The sequence below is a fragment of the Roseofilum reptotaenium CS-1145 genome (assembly GCF_028330985.1).
GTDB lineage: Bacteria > Cyanobacteriota > Cyanobacteriia > Cyanobacteriales > Desertifilaceae > Roseofilum > Roseofilum reptotaenium.
This window is the reverse complement of record NZ_JAQMUE010000091.1, coordinates 20,020-40,345: the sequence shown is the minus strand read 5'-3', so window position 1 is coordinate 40,345 and position 20,326 is coordinate 20,020. Positions and strand designations below refer to the sequence as shown.

Annotated in this window: 19 protein-coding genes; 14 read left to right on the top strand and 5 right to left on the bottom strand. The window is 42.5% G+C overall.

Annotation, left to right across the window (positions count from 1 at the left end; translation table 11 throughout):
* The first annotated feature begins 151 nt into the window (after positions 1-151).
* Positions 152-1,045 carry a hypothetical protein gene (locus PN466_RS20955; protein ID WP_271943474.1) on the top strand — a complete coding sequence of 298 codons (894 nt, stop codon included), beginning with the start codon at positions 152-154 and terminating at the stop codon, positions 1,043-1,045.
* A 251-nt stretch (positions 1,046-1,296) separates the two neighbouring features.
* On the opposite strand, the gene recJ is transcribed toward PN466_RS20955, so the two are convergent.
* Entirely contained in the window at positions 1,297-3,612 is a 2,316-nt protein-coding gene (gene recJ, locus PN466_RS20950) for a single-stranded-DNA-specific exonuclease RecJ (RefSeq protein WP_278003173.1), read from the bottom strand.
* A 292-nt stretch (positions 3,613-3,904) separates the two neighbouring features.
* Positions 3,905-5,728, bottom strand: coding sequence for a threonine--tRNA ligase (gene thrS / locus PN466_RS20945; RefSeq protein ID WP_271943468.1), 1,824 nt, complete (start codon positions 5,726-5,728; stop codon positions 3,905-3,907).
* 345 nt (positions 5,729-6,073) lie between these two features.
* Here thrS and PN466_RS20940 point away from each other — a divergent pair, with 345 nt between their 5' ends.
* On the top strand, positions 6,074-6,394 hold the full coding sequence (locus tag PN466_RS20940) for a DUF2973 domain-containing protein (RefSeq protein ID WP_271943465.1): 321 nt from the start codon (positions 6,074-6,076) through the stop codon (positions 6,392-6,394).
* Between the two features lie 182 nt (positions 6,395-6,576).
* Here the strand turns inward: PN466_RS20940 and PN466_RS20935 are convergent, their stop codons facing one another.
* Positions 6,577-7,356 carry a hypothetical protein gene (locus PN466_RS20935; protein ID WP_271943462.1) on the bottom strand — a complete coding sequence of 260 codons (780 nt, stop codon included), beginning with the start codon at positions 7,354-7,356 and terminating at the stop codon, positions 6,577-6,579.
* A 529-nt stretch (positions 7,357-7,885) separates the two neighbouring features.
* On the opposite strand from PN466_RS20935, the gene PN466_RS20930 reads away from it, so the two are divergent.
* Positions 7,886-9,508 (top strand): NAD(P)H-quinone oxidoreductase subunit 4, encoded by a 1,623-nt coding sequence (locus PN466_RS20930; protein ID WP_271943459.1) that lies wholly within the window; start codon positions 7,886-7,888, stop codon positions 9,506-9,508.
* On the opposite strand, the gene PN466_RS20925 is transcribed toward PN466_RS20930, so the two are convergent.
* Both PN466_RS20925 and PN466_RS20920 read right to left on the bottom strand, forming a co-directional pair.
* A complete protein-coding gene (locus PN466_RS20925) occupies positions 9,505-10,194 on the bottom strand; it encodes a response regulator (RefSeq protein WP_271943457.1) in 690 nt (229 codons plus the stop codon). The two genes, PN466_RS20930 and PN466_RS20925, sit on opposite strands and share 4 nt — an antisense overlap.
* Before the next feature lie 295 nt (positions 10,195-10,489).
* Entirely contained in the window at positions 10,490-11,083 is a 594-nt protein-coding gene (locus tag PN466_RS20920; RefSeq protein WP_271943455.1) for an RNA polymerase sigma factor, read from the bottom strand.
* 689 nt (positions 11,084-11,772) lie between these two features.
* Between PN466_RS20920 and PN466_RS20915 the strand changes: the two genes are divergently transcribed.
* From PN466_RS20915 to PN466_RS20865, 11 genes are all read left to right on the top strand, one after another.
* Positions 11,773-12,057, top strand: a complete 285-nt coding sequence (locus PN466_RS20915; protein ID WP_271943453.1) for a hypothetical protein — start codon at positions 11,773-11,775, stop codon at positions 12,055-12,057.
* Positions 12,058-12,061: 4 nt separating this feature from the next.
* The gene (locus PN466_RS20910; protein ID WP_271943450.1) at positions 12,062-12,520 is read left to right on the top strand and encodes a hypothetical protein; all 459 of its coding nucleotides are present in this window, start codon (positions 12,062-12,064) and stop codon (positions 12,518-12,520) included.
* Between the two features lie 71 nt (positions 12,521-12,591).
* Positions 12,592-13,953, top strand: a complete 1,362-nt coding sequence (locus PN466_RS20905; RefSeq protein ID WP_271943448.1) for a C39 family peptidase — start codon at positions 12,592-12,594, stop codon at positions 13,951-13,953.
* A gap of 125 nt (positions 13,954-14,078) precedes the next feature.
* Complete coding sequence (locus PN466_RS20900; RefSeq protein ID WP_271943446.1) at positions 14,079-14,528, top strand: helix-turn-helix domain-containing protein; 450 nt, start codon at positions 14,079-14,081, stop codon at positions 14,526-14,528.
* Positions 14,529-14,530: 2 nt separating this feature from the next.
* Positions 14,531-15,340 (top strand): RNA polymerase sigma factor, encoded by an 810-nt coding sequence (locus PN466_RS20895; RefSeq protein ID WP_271943444.1) that lies wholly within the window; start codon positions 14,531-14,533, stop codon positions 15,338-15,340.
* Positions 15,307-16,002: a tetratricopeptide repeat protein gene (locus PN466_RS20890; RefSeq protein ID WP_271943442.1), complete on the top strand. Its 696-nt coding sequence runs from the start codon at positions 15,307-15,309 to the stop codon at positions 16,000-16,002. Before PN466_RS20895 ends, PN466_RS20890 begins: the two co-directional genes overlap by 34 nt.
* Before the next feature lie 143 nt (positions 16,003-16,145).
* The gene (locus PN466_RS20885) at positions 16,146-17,213 is read left to right on the top strand and encodes a hypothetical protein (protein ID WP_271943441.1); all 1,068 of its coding nucleotides are present in this window, start codon (positions 16,146-16,148) and stop codon (positions 17,211-17,213) included.
* Positions 17,214-17,440: 227 nt separating this feature from the next.
* Positions 17,441-18,106, top strand: coding sequence for a hypothetical protein (locus PN466_RS20880; protein ID WP_271943438.1), 666 nt, complete (start codon positions 17,441-17,443; stop codon positions 18,104-18,106).
* 199 nt (positions 18,107-18,305) lie between these two features.
* Positions 18,306-18,812 (top strand): hypothetical protein, encoded by a 507-nt coding sequence (locus PN466_RS20875; protein WP_271943435.1) that lies wholly within the window; start codon positions 18,306-18,308, stop codon positions 18,810-18,812.
* A gap of 151 nt (positions 18,813-18,963) precedes the next feature.
* Positions 18,964-19,821 carry a class I SAM-dependent methyltransferase gene (locus PN466_RS20870; protein WP_271943433.1) on the top strand — a complete coding sequence of 286 codons (858 nt, stop codon included), beginning with the start codon at positions 18,964-18,966 and terminating at the stop codon, positions 19,819-19,821.
* A 39-nt stretch (positions 19,822-19,860) separates the two neighbouring features.
* The gene (locus tag PN466_RS20865; protein WP_271943430.1) at positions 19,861-20,097 is read left to right on the top strand and encodes a hypothetical protein; all 237 of its coding nucleotides are present in this window, start codon (positions 19,861-19,863) and stop codon (positions 20,095-20,097) included.
* Positions 20,098-20,326 lie beyond the last annotated feature (229 nt).

Here is a 20,326-nt window from a genome sequence, read left to right as displayed (position 1 = left end):
TCGATCAGCTAGAAGAAGTGTTGTACCAGCGCTGCCAAACCTTATTGAAACAGCCAGAATTAATTGGAGGGTTAACCGATTTTTACGGGTGGAGTGAACTCACTGCTATATCACAACTTATTCAACGGACTTGATATGACGAATACGGGTGATGTCTCTTTTGATAAAGCTGAGTGACACAACGGTTGGTAATTATGTCAATATCGGGACGGTAACTGCGGGTTCTGTTAGCGATCAAGACCAGAGTAGTTACACCAATCCGGCTAGTACTGAACCTGAACCTCAACCTGAGCCTGAACCGAGTCAACATTCCTTGCTGTTCAGTCTCAAGCATCACGACACCCTAGATGGAATTAGTGTTGATTCAGCGGACATTATTGAATATAACCCAGGTGACCAGAGCTTCAGTAAATTCTTTGATGGTTCGGATGTGGGACTTTGGTATTCTACGATTGATGCTTTTGAGGCGATCAGCGATAATGAAATTCTACTATCCTTCGAGTCTGCTCAATATATCGATGGCATCTATGTAGACGATTCGGACCTCATTAAATTCACGGCTTCATCCCTTGGAAACCACACCAGCGGTTCTTTCTCGTTATACTTCGATGGTTCAGATGTTGGCTTAACTGAACATGGCGAAGATATTGATGGTTTGAGTGTTGACCCAGTTACAGGGGATCTTCTCATTTCCACCAAGGGAAATGTTCATGTATCAGGAATTGACCGTAACGATGAAGATATCCTGCGTTTCAATCCTCATAGCTTAGGTTGGCACACCCGTGGAACTTGGTCGGTTGAATTTGATGGCAGTGATGTAGGGCTTAATAGCCATGATGAAGACCTGGATGCGATCGCCATTAAGCAAGAGCAATTGCTTCTGTCTACCAAAGGGAACTTCCATGTATCGGGTGCATCAGGTACGAATGAGGATATATTTGGCTTTAATCCGAATAGCCTTGGAATTCAAACCTCCGGTACATTTGAACCGTTCTTCAATGAGTTGAATGGCAATAATATCTCTGGTGTTGATCTCCTTGCATAGACTGTTTAGTCCCTGACTCGAGCCAATTGAGCGGTTATGTAGCAGTGAATCAGTGGGTTAGGACAGTTAGGCTAGTGTTTAAGGCAATAGGCACGAATAGTAATAAAAATGTCCTAATCCCTCCTTTCACTGCTAGAAGCCATTTGAGGTCTTTTGCATGATAGAGGAAAATACAAGGAGCAGTCTATTCCAAAGCCAATGACCTAGTCAATCATGAAGCTTCCTTGTCACCCCTTAAGCTTTCCTATTATCTAGCGCAAAGCACTTGAGGTTCCCTGTTGCAGGGTTTCGAGGGAGATTTGGGCAAAATATTGGCGGCGAAACTGTTCTTCTTGCACAGCAGAGAGAAAGGTATAGATGAGGCTAACATCAGAGAACTTAGTTCTAGAATTGTAGCTCATATTTAAGCATTGTTCTTGTCGAGTAATACTAAACCCAATCTGAGATAAAGCATTTAATCCCAACTGCAAAGCTCTTTCCGTTACTTGAAGCCGATCTTGCAGAAAATTGAGAGATATGGACTCTTGAGTCCGACTTAAATATTTGGCAATACCGACTAACTTTTTCCAGACTTCAAGGGGGTTATGGGGCGTAAAAGAGTCATAGGCGATCGCGACCGTTTTTTGCTGTTGATTCGCTTGCTCTAACCATCCTTCAATTTCTTGCCAACTGACTGGATTTTCAGTAATCACCCAAGGATCAGACTCAGTAATCTTGTCCGGTTCATCGAGTTTCTGGGTACGCCAATCTAACATCGGTGTTGATTCAGGGTTAGCTGTGGATAACTGCTCTTGTTTGGCGGGAACTAAATCAATGATGCGCACATGATATTTCTGATAGTCATTAAAATCCAACTCAACCACCACATGAGATTCACCAGGAGGAATATCCTCTTGATAATGTCCCCACCACAATCCCGGAATTCCCGGATTGCTGCTGGAGTCAGTTAAAATAAACTGGGTTTTAATATATTTAACCTTATTGCCCTTGCTATCTTTGATATTGGCATTAAAAACATTAGTGAACCGGCAATTCTTAATCAAAATCTGTGGTACGGAGTTTCCCATGCCACAGGGTTCTAGAAATTTGAGTTCTTGAAAGAGTTCTTTACCTAGATCGGCAACCGTTAATTCGAGGTCAATATCGAGAATGGGGGAGCGATCGCCAGATGCTAAGGTACGATTAAGTTCTTGATTAATACCTTCCGTAAATAGAGGTAAATTTTCTAGGGGTAAGCTTAAACCGGCGGCGAAGGGATGACCGCCAAATCGATGGAGTAAATGGGATTGGCTATTGACTAATTGATACAGGTCAATGTTAGCGACAGAACGAGCCGATCCTTGAGCAAATTTAGACCCAGCTTCACTACTTAATAAAATCGTCGGTTTATGGTATTCTTGGGCAATTTGAGAGGCGACTAAACCGAGTACACCAGCCGGCCATTCAGGTTTGTGTAGGACAATGGCTTGAGTTGTGGATAGATCTAATTGGGAGACTTCAAAGATGGCATCTTGAACCATACTCTGCTGAATTTCTTTGCGTCGAGTATTCGCCAGTTCAGCAGATTCGGCTAACTGATGGCAGGTTTTTAAGTCTCGATTGGTCAGCAATTCCACGCAAAAAGTGGCATCACCATAAATGCGACTGACGGCGTTAATTCTAGGCCCAATACCAAAAGAAATATCCGTGGGGCGATCGCCGGTTTTTCTGCACAAGTCCAATAAACGCCCAATTCCAGGACGACGACGGGCTTCAGGAGGACGCAGATAATCGCGCTGTAAGCACTCAATTCCCCGTTGGGCTAAATAGCGACAATCTCCTTTAAGCTGGACTAAATCAGCGATTAATCCGATCGCCACTAAGTCAAGCAGCTCATCTAAGGGAGATTGCGGAATATCAGGAAACTGTTGATATAGAGCTTCCACCAATTTATAAGCCACCGCTACCCCAGATAAATGGAACAGGGGATGATCGTCAGCCAGATAGCGGGGGTTAATAATGGCAGTAACAGGAGGACGCAGCACTGGTAAAGTATGATGATCGGTGATCATCACATCAATGCCTAAACGTTGTGCTAATTCCACTTCCACTAAATTCGTACTTCCCGTATCGCAAGTGACAATCAGTTGGGTTCCTTGCTCTGCCAAGCGTTCGATTCCAGGAGCATTTAAGCCATGGGATTCGGTTAAGCGATTCGGAATATAATAGTCTAAGTTTGCCGCCGCGAAAAATTGCCCCAAGCCGTCGAGTAAAACAGCAGTAGAAGTCACTCCATCTGCATCAAAATCTCCCCAAATAGTAACGTTTTCTCCCTGAATTCTTGCTTGTTCTAACCGCGCAACGGCTTGTTGCATTTCTTCGCCAAATTCAAACGGGCTAGTCGGGATATACTGCCCAGCAGAGAGGAAATGAGCTAAAGTCTCACGGTTTTGAATTCCCCGTTGCCACAAAATTTGTGCCAAGTGATGACATCGGGAAAGTTGGGGGGTGAACTGGGCAATTTCCTGCACAAACCAGTTGGGAAGCTCAAATTTAGGAGCAAGTTGCCACGTTGCAGTCGGTTTCATAGACATGGGAGGCTTAAAATCAAGATACGCCAGGGATTAACCTATAGCGCAAAGCGCTAGGGAATAGGGAATATAGCAGAGAAAAGGAGAGTTAGGACGTGTTCTATTGCCATTCGTGCCTCTTGCCTATTGCCTCAAACCATAACCTATTATTCTAACTAACGCCTTCTCTGCTATACCCTTTCTTGTTAAGGTTGTCACCCATCAATCTTCGCCAGGCAAGGGACTGGATACCCCTGATTCAGCGCCCTTGAGGATTTCAGTCTATAAACAGAAACAGGGGACAGGGTTTTTAAAAATCGTCTTTAGAGGCGATCGCCTCTACCATCCTCTGAATCACTTCTTTTACGGGCATTTCACCCAATTCTCCCTTAGCGCGAGTGCGAATATTGAGGCTCTCAGCTTCCATTTCCTTCGCACCAACAACACTCATAATGGGAACCTTTTCTTTCTCTGCATTGCGAATTTGTTTACCCAACCGCTCTCCACTGCGATCCACTTCCACTCGAATCTTGTAATTGAGCATTTGCTCGGCAACCTTTTGAGCAAAGGGCAATTGTGTTTCGCTCACCGGTAACAACCGAATCTGCACCGGAGCTAACCAGAGGGGAAAATCGCCTGCATATTCCTCAATTAAAATCCCCACTAAGCGTTCCAAAGAACCAAATGGAGCGCGGTGAATCATCACCGGACGTTCGCGAACCCCTTCCTCCGAAACATAGGTCAGATCGAAGCGTTCTGGTAAATTATAATCCACTTGCACCGTTCCCAACTGCCATTCCCGGTCTAGGGCATCTCGGAAAATAAAATCGAGTTTTGGCCCATAAAAGGCCGCTTCCCCAATGCCTTCAAAATGCTCCATCCCCAATGTTTCTACCGCACGACGGATAGCATTTTGGGATTTTTCCCAAGCTTCGTCCGAACCAATATATTTATCTAAACTGGGATCGCGAAAACTTAACCTAGCTCTGAAATTGCTTAACCGCAAGGTCTTAAACACAGTTAGAGTTAAATCTACCACATTTAAGAATTCCCGATCCAACTGCTCCGGAGTCACAAATAAGTGCGAGTCATCTTGAGTAAACCCGCGCACTCGTGTGAGTCCTCCCAGTTCTCCCGATTGTTCGTAGCGGTAAACGGTGCCAAATTCAGCTAATCGAATCGGGAGATCTCGGTAAGAATGGAGCTGACTTTTATAGATTTGGATATGGAAGGGGCAGTTCATGGCTTTGAGCACAAAGCCTTCTGCTTCCGATTCTCCCATCATCGGGAACAAGTCATCTTTGTATTTTTGCCAATGACCGGAGGTTTTAAACAGGTCTACTCGCCCAATGTGGGGGGTAACCACTTGTTGATAGCCCCGTTTGAGTTGTTCTTGTTTGAGGAAGTCTTCGAGTAAGCTGCGAACGGTTGCCCCTTTCGGTGTCCACAGGGGTAAGCCCGGGCCAACTTGATCGGAAAAAATAAATAATCCCAGTTCTTTACCCAGTTTTCGGTGGTCTCGTCTGAGGGCTTCTGCTTTACGTCGTTGATATTCGGCCAGTTGTTCGGGATTTTCCCAAGCCGTACCATAAATACGCTGAAGCTGGGCTTTGTTGGCATCGCCGCGCCAATAGGCTCCTGCAACACTTTCCAGGGCGATCGCCTTCGGGTTAATGTCTCCTGTATTCTCTACATGGGGCCCAGCGCATAAATCCCACCATTGATCGGCTAAATGATAGATCGTAATCGGTTCCGTTTGGATATCGTCAAGGATTTCCAGTTTGTAGGGTTCTTGCAGTTGTTCGATTCGCGCCTTTGCTTCTTCGCGACTCACCTCTTCCCGAAGTACAGGGAGTTTGCGGTTGATGATCTTGATCATCTCTTTTTTAATCGCCTTCAGGTCTTTTTCCGTAAAGGGTTCTGGACAATCAAAGTCGTAATAAAATCCATTTTCGATCCAAGGCCCAATCGTAACTTGGGCTTTGGGAAAAAGTTTCTGTACCGCCATTGCCATGATGTGGGAGGTCGTATGGCGGATTTTCTTTAAAGTTTCCGATTCACTGGTGCGAGGTAGATGGATTTGAGGCGCTTCTTGTTCCATAGGTTGGGCTAGTTTGGAGTCTTCTGGAGGCATGGGTCTACTAATCTATATCAATTATGTAGGGTTAATGCTCAATGTCAGAGCCATTGGATAATATCTAGAGTCAGGCGTTGATGGAAGCCATTCGCTTTCGCGATTCTTTTGGGAATCGGCCTCCATTTTACGAGAAAATGGCCCTTCTTGAGGGCCAAGAGTCTCACCGTGGAGTAAAACAATCTTAAGTTAAGCTTAAATTTCTAAATGTAAAGAAACGTAACTTACGTTAAGCTTATGATAGAGATGATCGATCAATACTGGATTGATGGTGATACGGGTCGGCCCCTTGCACCTGGATTTAATACCCCTTTTGATTAAAACTCAATTTGGAGATCTGTAATAATGCTACATCTGGTTTATGTCTTTGCGTTCACTACCTTAGCCTTTATCGCTGTTGGTAATTTAATCCGCAACTTGATGGTACTCGGTTCGGAAAGCACTCGCACCTATCCCCCAAAGTTAACGGATATTCCGGTAGAACCCAATCGCATCTCGTCCACTCAGGTTCCCCATCCTGAGTTTTTAGATGACACGGGAACCTTAATCAAAGAACCCTTATTAGTGATGCGATCGATTACGGTAGAAGATGCTCGCGAAAAGTTAGATGCCCTGTATAATTCTTCTCCTGAATCTTCCGCTAAAGACGATCAAGGAGAAGTTTAAAATTGTAGCACTACCCACTAAGTAATCGGCATGGTAGTTGCTACCGTTGAGATGAAATTCTTTCTCGACGTAAAAATAGGGTTAAGTTACTGTGGAGCTTTATTGTGACTGAACTTAACCCCAATTCATCTCTGCATCAGTAGACTGAATTAACTCCATTTAGCTTCAATGTTTAACGGGGACTAAGCTAGTCGGAATTGGGGATAAAGCTTGAGTTCATCGGAATTAAAGGTTCTAGCCCAGTTGATCAGCTCTTCGGTAATCTGCTCGAAACGCTCAGGTTTGAGCAACAGAGCAATATATTGATCTTTCTGTTTAACCACAATTGCCCGATATTTTTCAGAACAGGTGCTAGCGTAGTGAAATCCATCGAGTTGCAAAGAGGACATCAATAGCGATCGCAGTCCCAAAGCCTGAAACACCGTTTGTACCCAACTGACGTTATCCACTTCATCCGTCACTAAATATTCACGGGGTAAACCACTCAAGTCAAACACTGCTGCACCGACTACTGACGCTAAGTATAGGTCTTGTTTAGACAAATCATGGGACTCAGAGGGTGTAGGCTGAGAATCAGGAGTCATTGGAGACTGGCTTACTTGACATGAATGAGTAGAAAAACACGCTTTGGAAACATTCGGGTATTCATATACCCAATTGCAACTAGAAAGCTCCGCTTCTGTTTTCCCCAATACTATAATCCTTAGTTGTGGATAAAGGTCTTGCAATCGCCAGCAAAAACGCTGAGTTTGATGGGGGATGAAAAGAATATCTAAAATCAGCAGATCGGGCGCTTGCTGCCGCACACTGTGTAATAACTCTTGGGTATTACGGCAAATCTGGGTATGTCCTTCTTGGCGATCAATGAATTGACTGACACAAGTTTTTGCAAACCGAGTTGAAGCCAAGATAATATTTAGGGTTTGCTGTTCAAAAGTTGGAGTGATGAGAGATAGTTGCATATTTTCTCCTGTTCAGTTGATTTAAACGAGTTAAGCTGGTTTTATTAAATGGATCTTCCTTAAAAAAAATAGACGGATTCGTACTAGGGGTCGCTTTTTTGACTATGTTTAACCGTAATCCTTAATTAAATTATATAGCGCTTTGGGCTAAGGGGATGTAAAAGACAATAGGCAATAGCTCATAGGGAAAAACCGGATATAGCCTGTAATACGACTAACATTAACTCTCCCTTCACTGTAATCATTTCGGGCTATACAACATTCGTGCTGTTATGAAATCCAGTAGATCTCTTCCATAAGTGAGCAGAAAATGAATTGCAATGCAGTAACTGTAAATTGTTATCCCTATTGCCTATTATCTTGTGCCTAGTGTCTTTTTCCTAACTCGGTTCAGGTTCCAGGGGTGAGCCACGATCCATAGATGATAGTCTATGGATATGTCCGATAAATATAAGGCAATTCATTGTTTACAAATATTAACTAAAGTACATACAATGAAAGAGCAGGTAATGAGTATTTATTCTCAATCATGTTTGGCAATTCATTTCCTTGGTTAAGTGCAATCATAATTTTTCCCCTTGTGGCGGCTCTAGCCATTCCCCTAATTGGCGATCGCCAGATCAAGCTCGTTCGTTGGTATGCCCTAGGCGTAGGTTTAGTAGACCTCGTAATGACGCTCTACGCGTTCGGCTCCCACTATAACTTTCAACAATCCACCATTCAACTGACCGAAACCTATCCCTGGATACCCCAGCTCGGCCTCAACTGGTCTTTAGCTGTAGATGGCTTGTCCATGCCCCTGATCGCTCTGAGTGCCCTAGTCACTACCGTGGCGATCGCCGCATCCTGGAACGTCAACCACCGCCCCAGACTGTTCTTCAGCCTACTGCTGATCATGTACAGTGCCCAAATTGCGGTATTTGCAGCTCAAGATCTACTTTTATTCTTCCTGACCTGGGAGCTAGAACTCGTCCCCGTCTACCTTCTGATCTCCATCTGGGGTGGACAAAAGCGCCTCTACGCTGCCACTAAATTTATTCTCTATACTGCTTTAGCCTCCATTTTCATCCTGGTTGCGGCCTTAGCAATGGCCTTCTACGGCGACACCGTGACCTTTGATATGACCGCTTTAGCGAACAAACACTATCCCAGAGCCTTTGAGTTACTCGCCTACGCTGCCTTCATCATCGGTTTCGGCGTTAAACTACCTATCTTCCCTCTACACACTTGGCTTCCTGATGCCCACTCCCAAGCCTCCGCTCCCGTCTCCATGATTCTGGCTGGAGTGCTGCTGAAAATGGGAGGTTACGGCATCATCCGTCTAAACTTGGAAGCTCTACCCCATGCCCACGCTTACTTTGCTCCCGTCCTGGTTATCCTGGGAATTGTTAACATTGTTTACGGTGCATTTAATGCCTTTGCTCAAGGCGACCTCAAGCGCCGCCTAGCTTGTTCTTCTATCTCTCACATGGGCTTTGTCCTCATCGGTATTGCCTCCTTCGACGAACTGGGCTTAAACGGAGCCATGCTACAAATGCTCTCCCACGGGCTAATTGCAGCCGCTCTATTCTTCCTGGCTGGAGTAACCTACGAACGCACTCATACATTAGCTTTGGCAAAAATGAGCGGACTGGCTCAAACGATGCCCAAACTGTTCGCCCTATTCACTGCTGCATCCATGGCTTCCTTGGCTCTTCCAGGAATGAGTGGATTTGTGGGAGAACTGAGTGTCTTCCTGGGTGTCACCACCAGTGATGTTTATTCCTCTGGCTTCAAAGTGGTTGTCATTGGTTTAGCTGCTGTGGGTTTAATTCTGACTCCTATCTATCTGCTCTCCATGATGCGCGATATCTTCTACGGTGAAGAAACAGGGGTTGTCGTTGATGGCTGGATGGATGCGAAACCTCGCGAAGTGGCGATCGCCTTCTGCCTCCTACTCCCCATCATCGGTATCGGTCTCTATCCTAAAATCGCCACCCAAACCTACGACATTAAAACCACGGCGATCGCCGAAGAAACCCGCGAAGTTCTCACCGTGGTTGCTCAAGAGCGCTCGCGCTTGTACTCTGGAAACTTCTATATTCCCAATGTTCCTGCGGCTAAAGCGCCTCCTCTGTTAGGCATCATGGAAAACATCTCCGGTTCTGCCTAAGCGACATTACTCGAACAGTGGTACTTAGATTCCCAATCTCGACAACAGTCCGATTTAGGACCATGAGGGTGAATCGCACAAACCAATAAATTGCCACCGGGACTCCCGCCATAGTAGTAGCGACAAGCTTCACAATGGCGGGATTTTTCGACTTCTCCCAAGGCTACAGCCTTGAGTTTTCCCGCTAGATCATGGTTCGGTTCGAGGGCTAAGGCCTTTTCAAAGGCTTGCACTGCCCATTCTTGATTCTCAAAATCCTGCAACCACATTAACCCCGCTTCAGTCCAATCATCGGCTGGGGTAGGATGAAAACAGGATTTTCCTTGTTTTAGGAGTTTGCTAATCAAGGTTTCTACCAGTTCCGGAGGTTGGAACGGTTTGGCAATATAACCATCGGCAATAGTGAGTGCTCGCACTCGATCGAGTTCATCATTTTTGACGCTGCAAAAAATAACCGGAATATGGCGAGTTTTGGGGTCTCGTTTCAGAGCTAAACAGAGTTGATAGCCATTGAGATGGGGAGAGATAATATCGGCAACCACCACATCAGGCAAATGCTGGCGGATTTGGCTTAATGCATCAAGTCCATCTCCAGCTTCTAAAATCTCAAAACCAACCGATCGCAGTAATTGGGCGATCGCTGCTCTTTGGGCGCTGCTATCCTCAAAAACAAATACGGTACTCATAAAAGGGGTTTATCCGTTGATTTAAGGGTGTTCCAATGGGTTTAAAATACCCCACTTGGATGACAAACCCATCAACCTCAATCGAAAGTCCGCAGCTCTACGGTTGACAAGATACATGAAACCTGATAAGAATCATCAATGAATGGCAATATGAAAGAGAAATAGTATTATTCATTGGAGTGGTCATTGCAATCAGAATGAAGCAATCACTAGGATGAGCGAAGTTGTCGAGCTTGCTTCATTCCACTGCTTTCCATTTGCAATGACCTCTTCTAACTGGTGGATCTTCTATCGATCAATCGAGAAAATAACCTCTCAATTCTGCCTTCAAGATCGAGCGTGCCTGAGAAATACGTTTGCGGACATTCGCATAGGAAATATTTTGTTCCTCTGCAATCTCCTGATAAGACATTTCAGCATAGTAATGCAAGATAAAAGTGTGATGAATCCGAGGAGGCAACTTTGCAATTGCACCTTCGATAACTTTCATTTCTTCATCTTTTTCAAGATGAATTTTAATATCTTGTTGAATTGGGTATAGCATCTTCGTTTCTACACCACTATACCAGTATGATAGCTTGCCTTGTATCCGGTTGTTTTTGCGCTGGATATCAATACATAAATGATATGTCAGCTTGTATAACCAAGCCTTAAAGTTATAGAAATTACCAGTATGATTTGCAGTCTTTTCCCAAGCTTTAAGCATAGATTGGGAGAGTAAATCTTCAGCATCCATAACATTACCCCTCATCCATTTGAGGCAACAAAAATACAGATAAGATTGATGTTTCTGCCATTGATTCCAAAACTCTATTTCTGTATCTACAGAGTGATTTGATTGCGAAAATTTTTCAGCCCAGTTAACGGCTAAATCCTGTGGTGTCTTCATGATTTATACCAAAAGCAACTTCATGTAATCAATGGATGCGATCCCACTGAATTGGAGATTTTTTTTTTGAATGTAGTAGTTAATTATTCAGTGCTTGATCAACACCATTTCGTCGATCCTTAAAAAATCATACCAAAAAATAATTGTTACAAGTATTACAATAATTTATACATATTTTATAACGTTCATTGGTTTAGAAGGGAGATATAGAAACATATAAGTTTTTAAAATGTTTATCAGGAAATCATAAATAAAACACTGTAAATTTCGTTGTTATGAGGTGCAATAAAATCCTGAAATATGTAGAAAAATAATACCTTTTATCAGAACGAAATATCAAGACTTGCAAATAGTATCGGAACATTATTTGAGTTTTGTTAGTAGATTGAGTGTTGTACTTCATAACAGAAAAAAATATTGAATTTCACAAATATATCTAGAATATCGTCTTGTAAGAATGAGCAATAGAATTTATGGAGTATCTCATAGGAGGAGAAAAAAGATTTCACAAATTAGGCTAAAGTATCGTCTTTATAAATAGCAATGCAATTTCCGAGTGATCAATCAAAAAACGTAGATTTTTAAGGTTTTTCCTTAAAAACGGATAATTCATGGCATCTCAGGATTAGCAAATATTGAAAAATATTAATTCTATGAAAAATCTAAAAAAATGGATCAAGAGTAGTCGAATGAGCACAACTTGGTATATGGTTCTCACAACCTATTTACTTTTATTTACCTTGATTGGATATACAACCTTCTTTTATAATAATGATTTCACGACTAGCCCTGAAAATTTCGAGAAAATAGTTAAAGATTATGGTAATAATGAAAAGCAAAAGCTGGTAAAAAGATTACTAAAAAGCGATGCTGAATCTTCTCAATTTTCAAATTCCCTAAGCTCCCAGTCATTTAATCTCATTTTGGGTGCAATTGTTTCTTTCTTATCTTCAACTTTGATGTCTAAGAGGTAAAAAAGTGATCTCGGAAAACCAATCTAACGAGCCATCTACTCGTCCACCAACTGATACAGAACATGAAGATGAATATTCTAATAACCTAATCAACGAAGTCAAAACAAAGGCAGCAATAGATCCAAATATAGTTGGCCAACCGATTTGGTATATCATTCTATCTATTTATGCATTTTTGTTGACTTCCACTGGATTTGTAACATTTTTTCAGAACAATAACTTTTCCTCTCGGAATGAACATATTGAACAATTGAATCAGATCGAGACAAGTGAAGAATTACAGATATATGAGGAGATGATACTGGCCGAAGTGCAAAATATAAAAGAGGTCAACAATATAGCTAATCAAGCATTTAATGTTGTTCTCGGATCATTGTTAGGATTTTTGTCGGGAACGTTGACGACCTTAGATGCTGATGAAGAGCTTGATTCTTCTAGATCTATAAATATTCAAAAAGAATAAAACTGCTAGTTATTTTTCACAACTTATAGTATGAATTCGTTTAACTCTTAAGTTATTTGCACGACTCAAAAATGAAAAAAATCACGGCAAAAGTAAATACAAAGCTCAAAAAAAATCCGGCAGATTCTTCTCACTTAAGCCCAGGACAGATGATCGATGTTCTGGCAGGCAAGTCCTATGGATATGAATGCCTTGAACCATCAGACAATGGATATCTTAAAGTCACCTTAGCCGCTAATTCTGGAACATTTTATGTTTTTGCAAAGCATTGGGAAGGATGGGTTGACAATTCTATTAAAGAGGCTACTATATCCAGTTCTTATTCTACTTCAAATGGCGATCAAGTCCCGATCAGGAAAGAAGAAGCTGACAGTTTTTTTGGCAATTCTATCTACCTCCAAGAACTTCAAGATCTCAATGATTGCTTGAAGCTTTATCAAATTAATACGCCAGAGCGAATTAATCACTTTCTCAGCCAAGTTGCCCACGAGTCGGGTGGTCTTCAATGGTTAAAAGAACTTGATGATGGCTCATATTTAGAAGGAAGGGGTGATTTAGGGAATGTTCAGCCAGGAGATGGGCCAAAATATAAAGGTGCTGGTGTTATCCAATTAACGGGACGGAGTAACTATCAAGCTTTTTCTGATGCCATCGGCGATGCCAAAGTTATGGAGGGTTGTGATTATGTAGCTCAGACTTATCCATTTACCAGTGCTGGTTTTTGGTGGCACAATAACCGTATGAATGAATTGTGCGATCGCGGCGCAACAGTTGAAGAAATTACACGGGTTGTTAATGGGGGCTACAATGGTTTAGAAGATCGAAAAAACTACTATCAAAAAGCTAAGAAGATTTTCTCGGATTTAAAAGTCATCTCTACCCATTCTTCAGTCGGCTCTAAAAAAATCTCACTGGATGTTCCTTGGTTCCCTCAAACGGATAACTATCGAGATGCTCAACGGACCTGTAATTCTTCTTCCTGTGCCATGTGCTTAGAATATTTTCGGCCAGGAACTTTACCTGGGAAAAATGGAGATGATATCTATATCAAAGTTGTTTTTGAATATGGAGATACCACTGATCACACAGTTCAAGAGCAAGCTTTGTCCAGTTTCGGTCTCTCTAGCACTTGGAATACCAATCTAGATTTTGATGATGTGTATCGAGAACTCGCAGCTAGCCGTCCAATGGTACTGGGTATTTTGCATAGAGGGACAACTGAAAATCCTGCGGGTGGAGGACATATGATTGTGGTACGGGGATGCACTGAAAATGGTGATTTTATTGTTAATGATCCTTATGGTTCTCTAAATGATAATTATACCGGCCCAGTTAACAATGGCCATGGTGCTATCTACAGTAAGTATGAAATGGAACATCGCTGGACAGTTGAGGGCCAAGGAAGTGGTTGGGGCAGATTCTTTCAACCGTAAAAATTGAGTGCAGAAGACTGGAGATCAAGTCCAGTCTTGTTTGATTCTAGACTGTCACATTTATTGTTGTGATGTACAATGCCCAGTATAATACAACAACAAAACCGAATTAAAATTTATCACCAATGAAAGCTTATTCAGTGGATCTACGAGAAAAAATTGTCAAAGCTCACTTGGTAGAAAAAAGCTCAATTAGAGAAGTTGCTGCCAGATTTTCCGTTAGTAGAAGTCTCGTTCAAAAATTGGTCAAGCAACAAAAAACAGAAGGAAATGTAGATCCCAAACCCAGAGGAAAACCCCAATTCAGTTATCTCAGCAATGCTGAGGCTCAAGAACAAGTGAAAGATCTAGTTGCAAAACATCAAGATGCTACCTTGGTCGAGCTATGCGAATTATTTACACAGACTACAGGAAATGGGGTGAGTCCTACCGCTATGTGCCGCTGTTTACAAAAATTGGGGTTATCTCGTCGCCAAAGATTGCGTATTACAGCAGCAAAGCGACGACGAAAAGAGTTTAAAACGCAATCGTCAAGCAAAAAAAATCATGCAGTTCAACTCGAAATTGGTTTATAGTAATGCAGAGAAAAAGACTAATTTCCAACACATTTTCTGGGTCTAGAAGTGGAAATAAGGTTCTGGATAGTGTAGAAGAAGAAAAGCTGTTACAGAATCTTTCTGAAGGCGATATGAATGCCTTTTGGCCGCTCTGGCAAAGTCATCAAGAGTATCTTTATTTTCACTGTCTGCGTTGGCTAAACAATGATCGTCATGAAGCAGAAGATGCGCTCAGTTTAGCGATGCTCAAAGCGAGAAAGACATTGCCCGATTACGCCCATAAAATTACGAATCTCCAGGCTTGGTTAACTCGCTTAACTCATAATCTTTGTATAGACAAGTATCGACAAGCTCGTCGTAGAGCAATAGGTGTGGAGAATATTGATGAGATCGCAACAATTTCTCTGGACTCTCTTCTCATCAGTTATACTTCTCCAGAATCTACCCTGCTCTCTGAAGAGCTATCCCGGTCAATTGTTCAGGCAATCAATATGCTTCCTGAGCGACTACGCCAGCTTTTTATTTTGCGTTACTACCACCAGGTTTCCTGTGCTGATATTGCTCAAGATTTGGGGATTTCTCAGGATAATGCGTACAAACGAATTCAGGAGGCTAAGGAGTGTCTTAGGAAACGTTTAAAGCACTATTTATCTGGGCAAAAGTATTCTGTGTTGCATTCTTCTAGAGATGGGGTAAATCATCAGACTTCGGTCGATAAATGTAGTTTGTCTGATGCTCCGAGTGCAAACAATATCAGGTCTATTAATCCACCCATTAGTTATCATCTTACTGCCACATGCCTCGTCAAAGTGTCTCATCTGTCGCTGTAATTTCTCAGCCTTCGGGAATGGAGACTCCAGTTTATTTAGTTTTGGAGAAAAAGCCCATCCGAATTAACCAGAAACTGAAGACGTTAAGTCAGTATATTGAGAAATATCCATCAGGATGGAAAAAGCGATTAAAATTAGCTAATTTGCTCTATGAAACGGGAAGTTGGCAGCAGGCAATTGAGCAATATCGACGGGTTATTGAGCGACAACCTCAAGTGGTTGAGGTGTATTTGAGGTTGGGGAAAATCTTGCAGTTGATGGCACAACCTGTAGAGGCGGCAAGGGTTTACGAGCAGGGATTATCCCATGTTCGCGATAAACCGACGCAAGGGCATATTCGCGGATTGATTGCGGTGTGTAATCAGGATCTGGAGGAGGCGGTGAGGTTCTTTGAATCAGCCGCTGCTTTGGAGCCGGAAAACCCGTCTCACTGGCTGGCACTGGGGCGAGTGCAGATGGAGAGAAACCTTGCTGAGGTGGCTCTGCAAGCCTATGAGCGCATTTTGGCACGCTATCCTGACGATATTGTGGCGGCGATCGAGCGTTACGATGCCCTGATAGCTTTGGGTAATGTCGGGGAAGCACGCTCGCAGTTAAACCAACTCATCGAACTTGCTCCTTATGATGTTCGAGTGCTGCAGCGACAGGACGAACTTCACTAGTCAATAGAGTAATCCAATCCCTAAATGCAAAAATTCAAAGATCTAACCTGAGAATCGTTTTAATAGCAGAGAAGCGAAAGCAATCAATTATTTTCCCTTCTCTACTATTACCAACAATTTTAATCGTAGAGGTAAAAGTTAAAATGGAAAGGATCTTGGTATGGTTCTGTGGTACAGGAACAAAAGAAAGCGAGCAAAAAAAAGAATTTGGAGATACTATTGATGGCTATAGTACATCATTTTTTATATCTGGAGTTGGCACCGATGAAATGAAAAATGATGTACTAGAACTAAACGATGAGAGCGGTTTTTTTGAAAGCATAAATCCCTGGAGGAAAACCAGACTCAGTACGACTGCTATGATAAAAGGCTATCAAGAAGAGGAGCATCTGATAGGTTCTCTCACTATATTCAAGGTCTTGGAAATAATGAAAGACCAAGACAAAGTTGAACTGACAATTGGCGGACACAGCCGAGGCGCTGCTGTTGGAATAATTGGTTTTTTAACTACGTTATTAGCAGCAGCAGAGTCCGACAATTATACTCAATTATGGGCTTGTGTATCAAACATTCATATCATAGCTGTCGATCCCGTACAAGGCAGACAAGAAGAAAAGGACGATACCAATGACATGATGGGTCTACCTGCAAATTGGAGTGTAGATCGGGTTATTCAGCAAATTCAGGACAAACTTTTTGGAGGTAAATCTGTATTTACAGTAACAGTTTACACAGCCCGTTTTGATGTTAGAGAACAGTTTCGCTTAGACTCCCGATGGGAGCAGTGGATTGAAACCAATAAAGACTCTATCTTACAAAATAAGGGTTCTGCCGAGCTATATATAGCTGGATTTCGCCACTCATCAATGGTATGTGCTGCAGACGAAATTACAGAAATCTATAGAGAGTGTACGCCGCGAGGGCTAATGAAACAAATCCTCAAGACAGATGTTACGCGTATCGAGCGCGAAGGATACTATAAAACCTTGAGGGATACAGAAAACTCGATGTTAAAAACATTGAAAGAAAATCCGAATGACCCAAAGTTAAAAAAATTAGTTGAACGAACTGAATTAAGCTCTTATAAATTGGGTAAAATATTTTCATGGTTAAAGAAATATACCGGAACTCCTTTAGCAGACCTTGTAAAGGATAACCCAATAGATCCAGACTTTAAATATGCACGAAGATATGTATTCTACAACAGGTAGGTAACTTAAAGTTATAAACTTAATTGGGCTTTAAGGATAATTGCCTATCTCATGCTAAAAACAGCAGGCGATCGCACATCTCACGAAAAAAAAGAGAGTGCGATCGCTCTTTTTGTGATTTTAAACTTACCTCAATTGGTCTTGTGATAAATCATGAAATTCAGAATCAACCTCTGGAAAACGTTAGTTAGACAGAACACAATCACAAAGAAGCAAGGAAAGTATTCATGACTTCTATTAACCAAGCTGTCTATGTTTCTGGCACTACTTCCTATAAGTTTTTACAGGATGATAGTGCAAACTTATCCATTACCAAAGTACCTGAGGATGCTAATTTGCGACGTTGGGCAATGCTCCATGATGGAGACACCTATCGACTGTACTGTTTCCAAGGGAGTAGCCAGGATAAACTCTATCAATTTGGATGGACTGGTCGCGAATATGAATACGGTCATGATTCAGAACCCGAGTTAACCATAACCAACATTCCGGAAGATGCAGATACCAATAGCTTCTCAATGCTGTATGGAGAAAACAATTACCGCCTCTACTTCCGACAACTGGGCAACCCGACTAAACTGTATGAGTTTATTTGGGATGGAAAGGCCTATGCTTATGCTGCCGCCCATCCAGTATCGGGATTTCCCCATGATACTGACTGGTCTCGATGGTCCATGTTAAATGATGGCGACACTTATCGAATCTATGCATTTAAGCTGGGAAGTAATAGCGCATTCTATCAAGGGGCCTGGAATGGTAGCAAATACGAGTATGGCTATGGTGGCTCGTATAAGGAATTAACTTTGGAAGATACTCCACCCAATAGCGATTTTGCCAACATGGAACTCTTACATGATGGCAGTCAGTACCATTTTTATTTGCAAGCTCTATAAGACTAAGAAAATTCCTTTTCTCTTCACCAATAGTATAGGGGGCAATAGGGGCGATCGCCCTTTTTTTTCTTTTAATAGAAAAATCTATAAATCTAAAAAATAAAAAATAGAATAGTAAATTCGTCTTAGATATAGAAGAGAGACAATGATTAATTAACATTATCTCTCTTCTGAAATACTTATATTTGAGGACAAATTGATGGCAGAACTTGTTGAAAAAGGTGATTGGATTAAATTCAATCCTCCCCAAGAGCCAGAAAACGTGAATATTAAATGGCAACAAGATTTAGGAAATCGGGAACAGCCATATATCCCTCTGCTCTACTCAGTTAACGGCAAAAAAGCAAGTGGGAGCTTATTTGTGTCAGCGAGTGAAGCAGATGCATTCTTTGAAAAATGCGAGCCTAATGAATCCAAAAATCCCCTCGTTAAGGGTGGATATAAAATTCAAGTTGATGATGGCTTTCAATATGGGCAGAACAACGAAAAAACATTGCGCTTTTTGGTTTACCATGACAAATCTAATAAGCCATATCAACATCGTTTTATTGAAACCACTGCTTTTTCTAACATTGGACGGAAAATTTCAGCAATCTCAGCAGCAGCAGGAGAAACTACTTCTGAAGCTAAAGCGTGGGGTATGTTGGTAGAACAAGGTATGGAAATTGGTAAGGCTTTTATTGGTGATTACTTAAGAGACTTCTAATTTCCCAACTCTAATCTAGCGTTGAAGCAGATTAGCCTGGATTACTAGTCAACCCTCATCCGATCGCGCTCCCTTGCTCGGTGGTTGTTTTGCTAGCAACCATCGAGCATTCCTCAAACTGCCCCAGAACTGCCATTACTTTCACAACACGATGACTCTGACTTCTTTACCTGTTGCATCTCTGTCCGATACGGCCTTGTTGACTGCTGCCTATCGTGCTCTGGAAAGCGATCGCCCAGATGCCCTCTTCCAAGATCCCTACGCCCAAATTTTAGCTGGGGAGCGAGGTCAAACCCTAGTCCAGGCAATGCCCGGAGGAACAACAGGAGCATCGGGCTGTGCTGTCCGTACTGCTGTCATGGATGAGTTGATTCTACAAATAATCGCAGCCGGAAAGGTCGATACCTTACTGAACCTGGGTGCAGGACTCGATACCAGACCTTATCGGCTGCCTTTGTCCGCTACTCTGTCTTGGAGCGACTGTGATGAGCCAGCTATCCTCAATTACAAAGTCAAAAAATTGGCTGCAATACAACCGAGATGTTTACTCGAGTCCATTGCTTTGGATGTGACGGACGCAGTCAGTCGGCAGAGATTCTTCCGAGCGGTTGGTCTGGTCGCAAAACAGGCACTAGTACTAACCGAAGGATTACTGATTTATCTGACTCCAGAGCAAGTAGCAGCACTGGCAACCGACCTTTATGCTCAGTCTCCCTTTGAGTGGTGGCTAACAGATTTAGCCTCGCCCCATGCGTTGCGCTATTTCCAAAACAGCATAAATGGTGCTGCGGATTCGAGCCAAGCCACGTTGCAATTTGCACCAGCAGCAGGCACGGAGTTCTTCGAGCCATATGGTTGGAGAGCTGTGGAATCGCGATCGCTTCTGGAAGAAGGGCAGCACTTGCACCGAGAAATCCTCCCCCCATCCTTACTCGCCCAATTACAAACGCCAGAAGATTGGGAAACTTGGCGACAGATGTCTAGTTTTGTGTTGCTCAAACGCTACTGAATGCGAACTCAGGTTAGAAATTTATTGCAGGAAAATCACATGAAAACTCCCCATCAGTCTCTACCGGTTAACCGAGCTGAAATTTTCCATCTTGACTTAGTATTAGTCTCTCATAAAGACAGTCAAGGAAAGTTGCGACAACAATATAAATTCGCGCGCGGTTCTAAACCCAATTGCAACGAACCGGCACAATTTTCAGAACCCATTGATTGCGGATGTCATCTTTTTGCTGGATTTTCCAGAGCGCGTTGCTTGTCTGCCTGTGGTCTAATCTAGACCACATATTGCAATCAATTTGCTAATCATTGTTAGCTTCCTGCCATCATTGAATGACAAGTTGAAGTGTAATTATCTAAATAATTAGGAGAACAAAATGAAACTTCCAATACAAGCTGACACTAAGGAAGACTGTTCTAGAGACTATCCAGGAGGATCTTTTTTTACGGTTCCGGGTGTTCAGATTGTGAGTTGTCCCCTCCTCCCACTCCCCATTTTGCTCCTATAG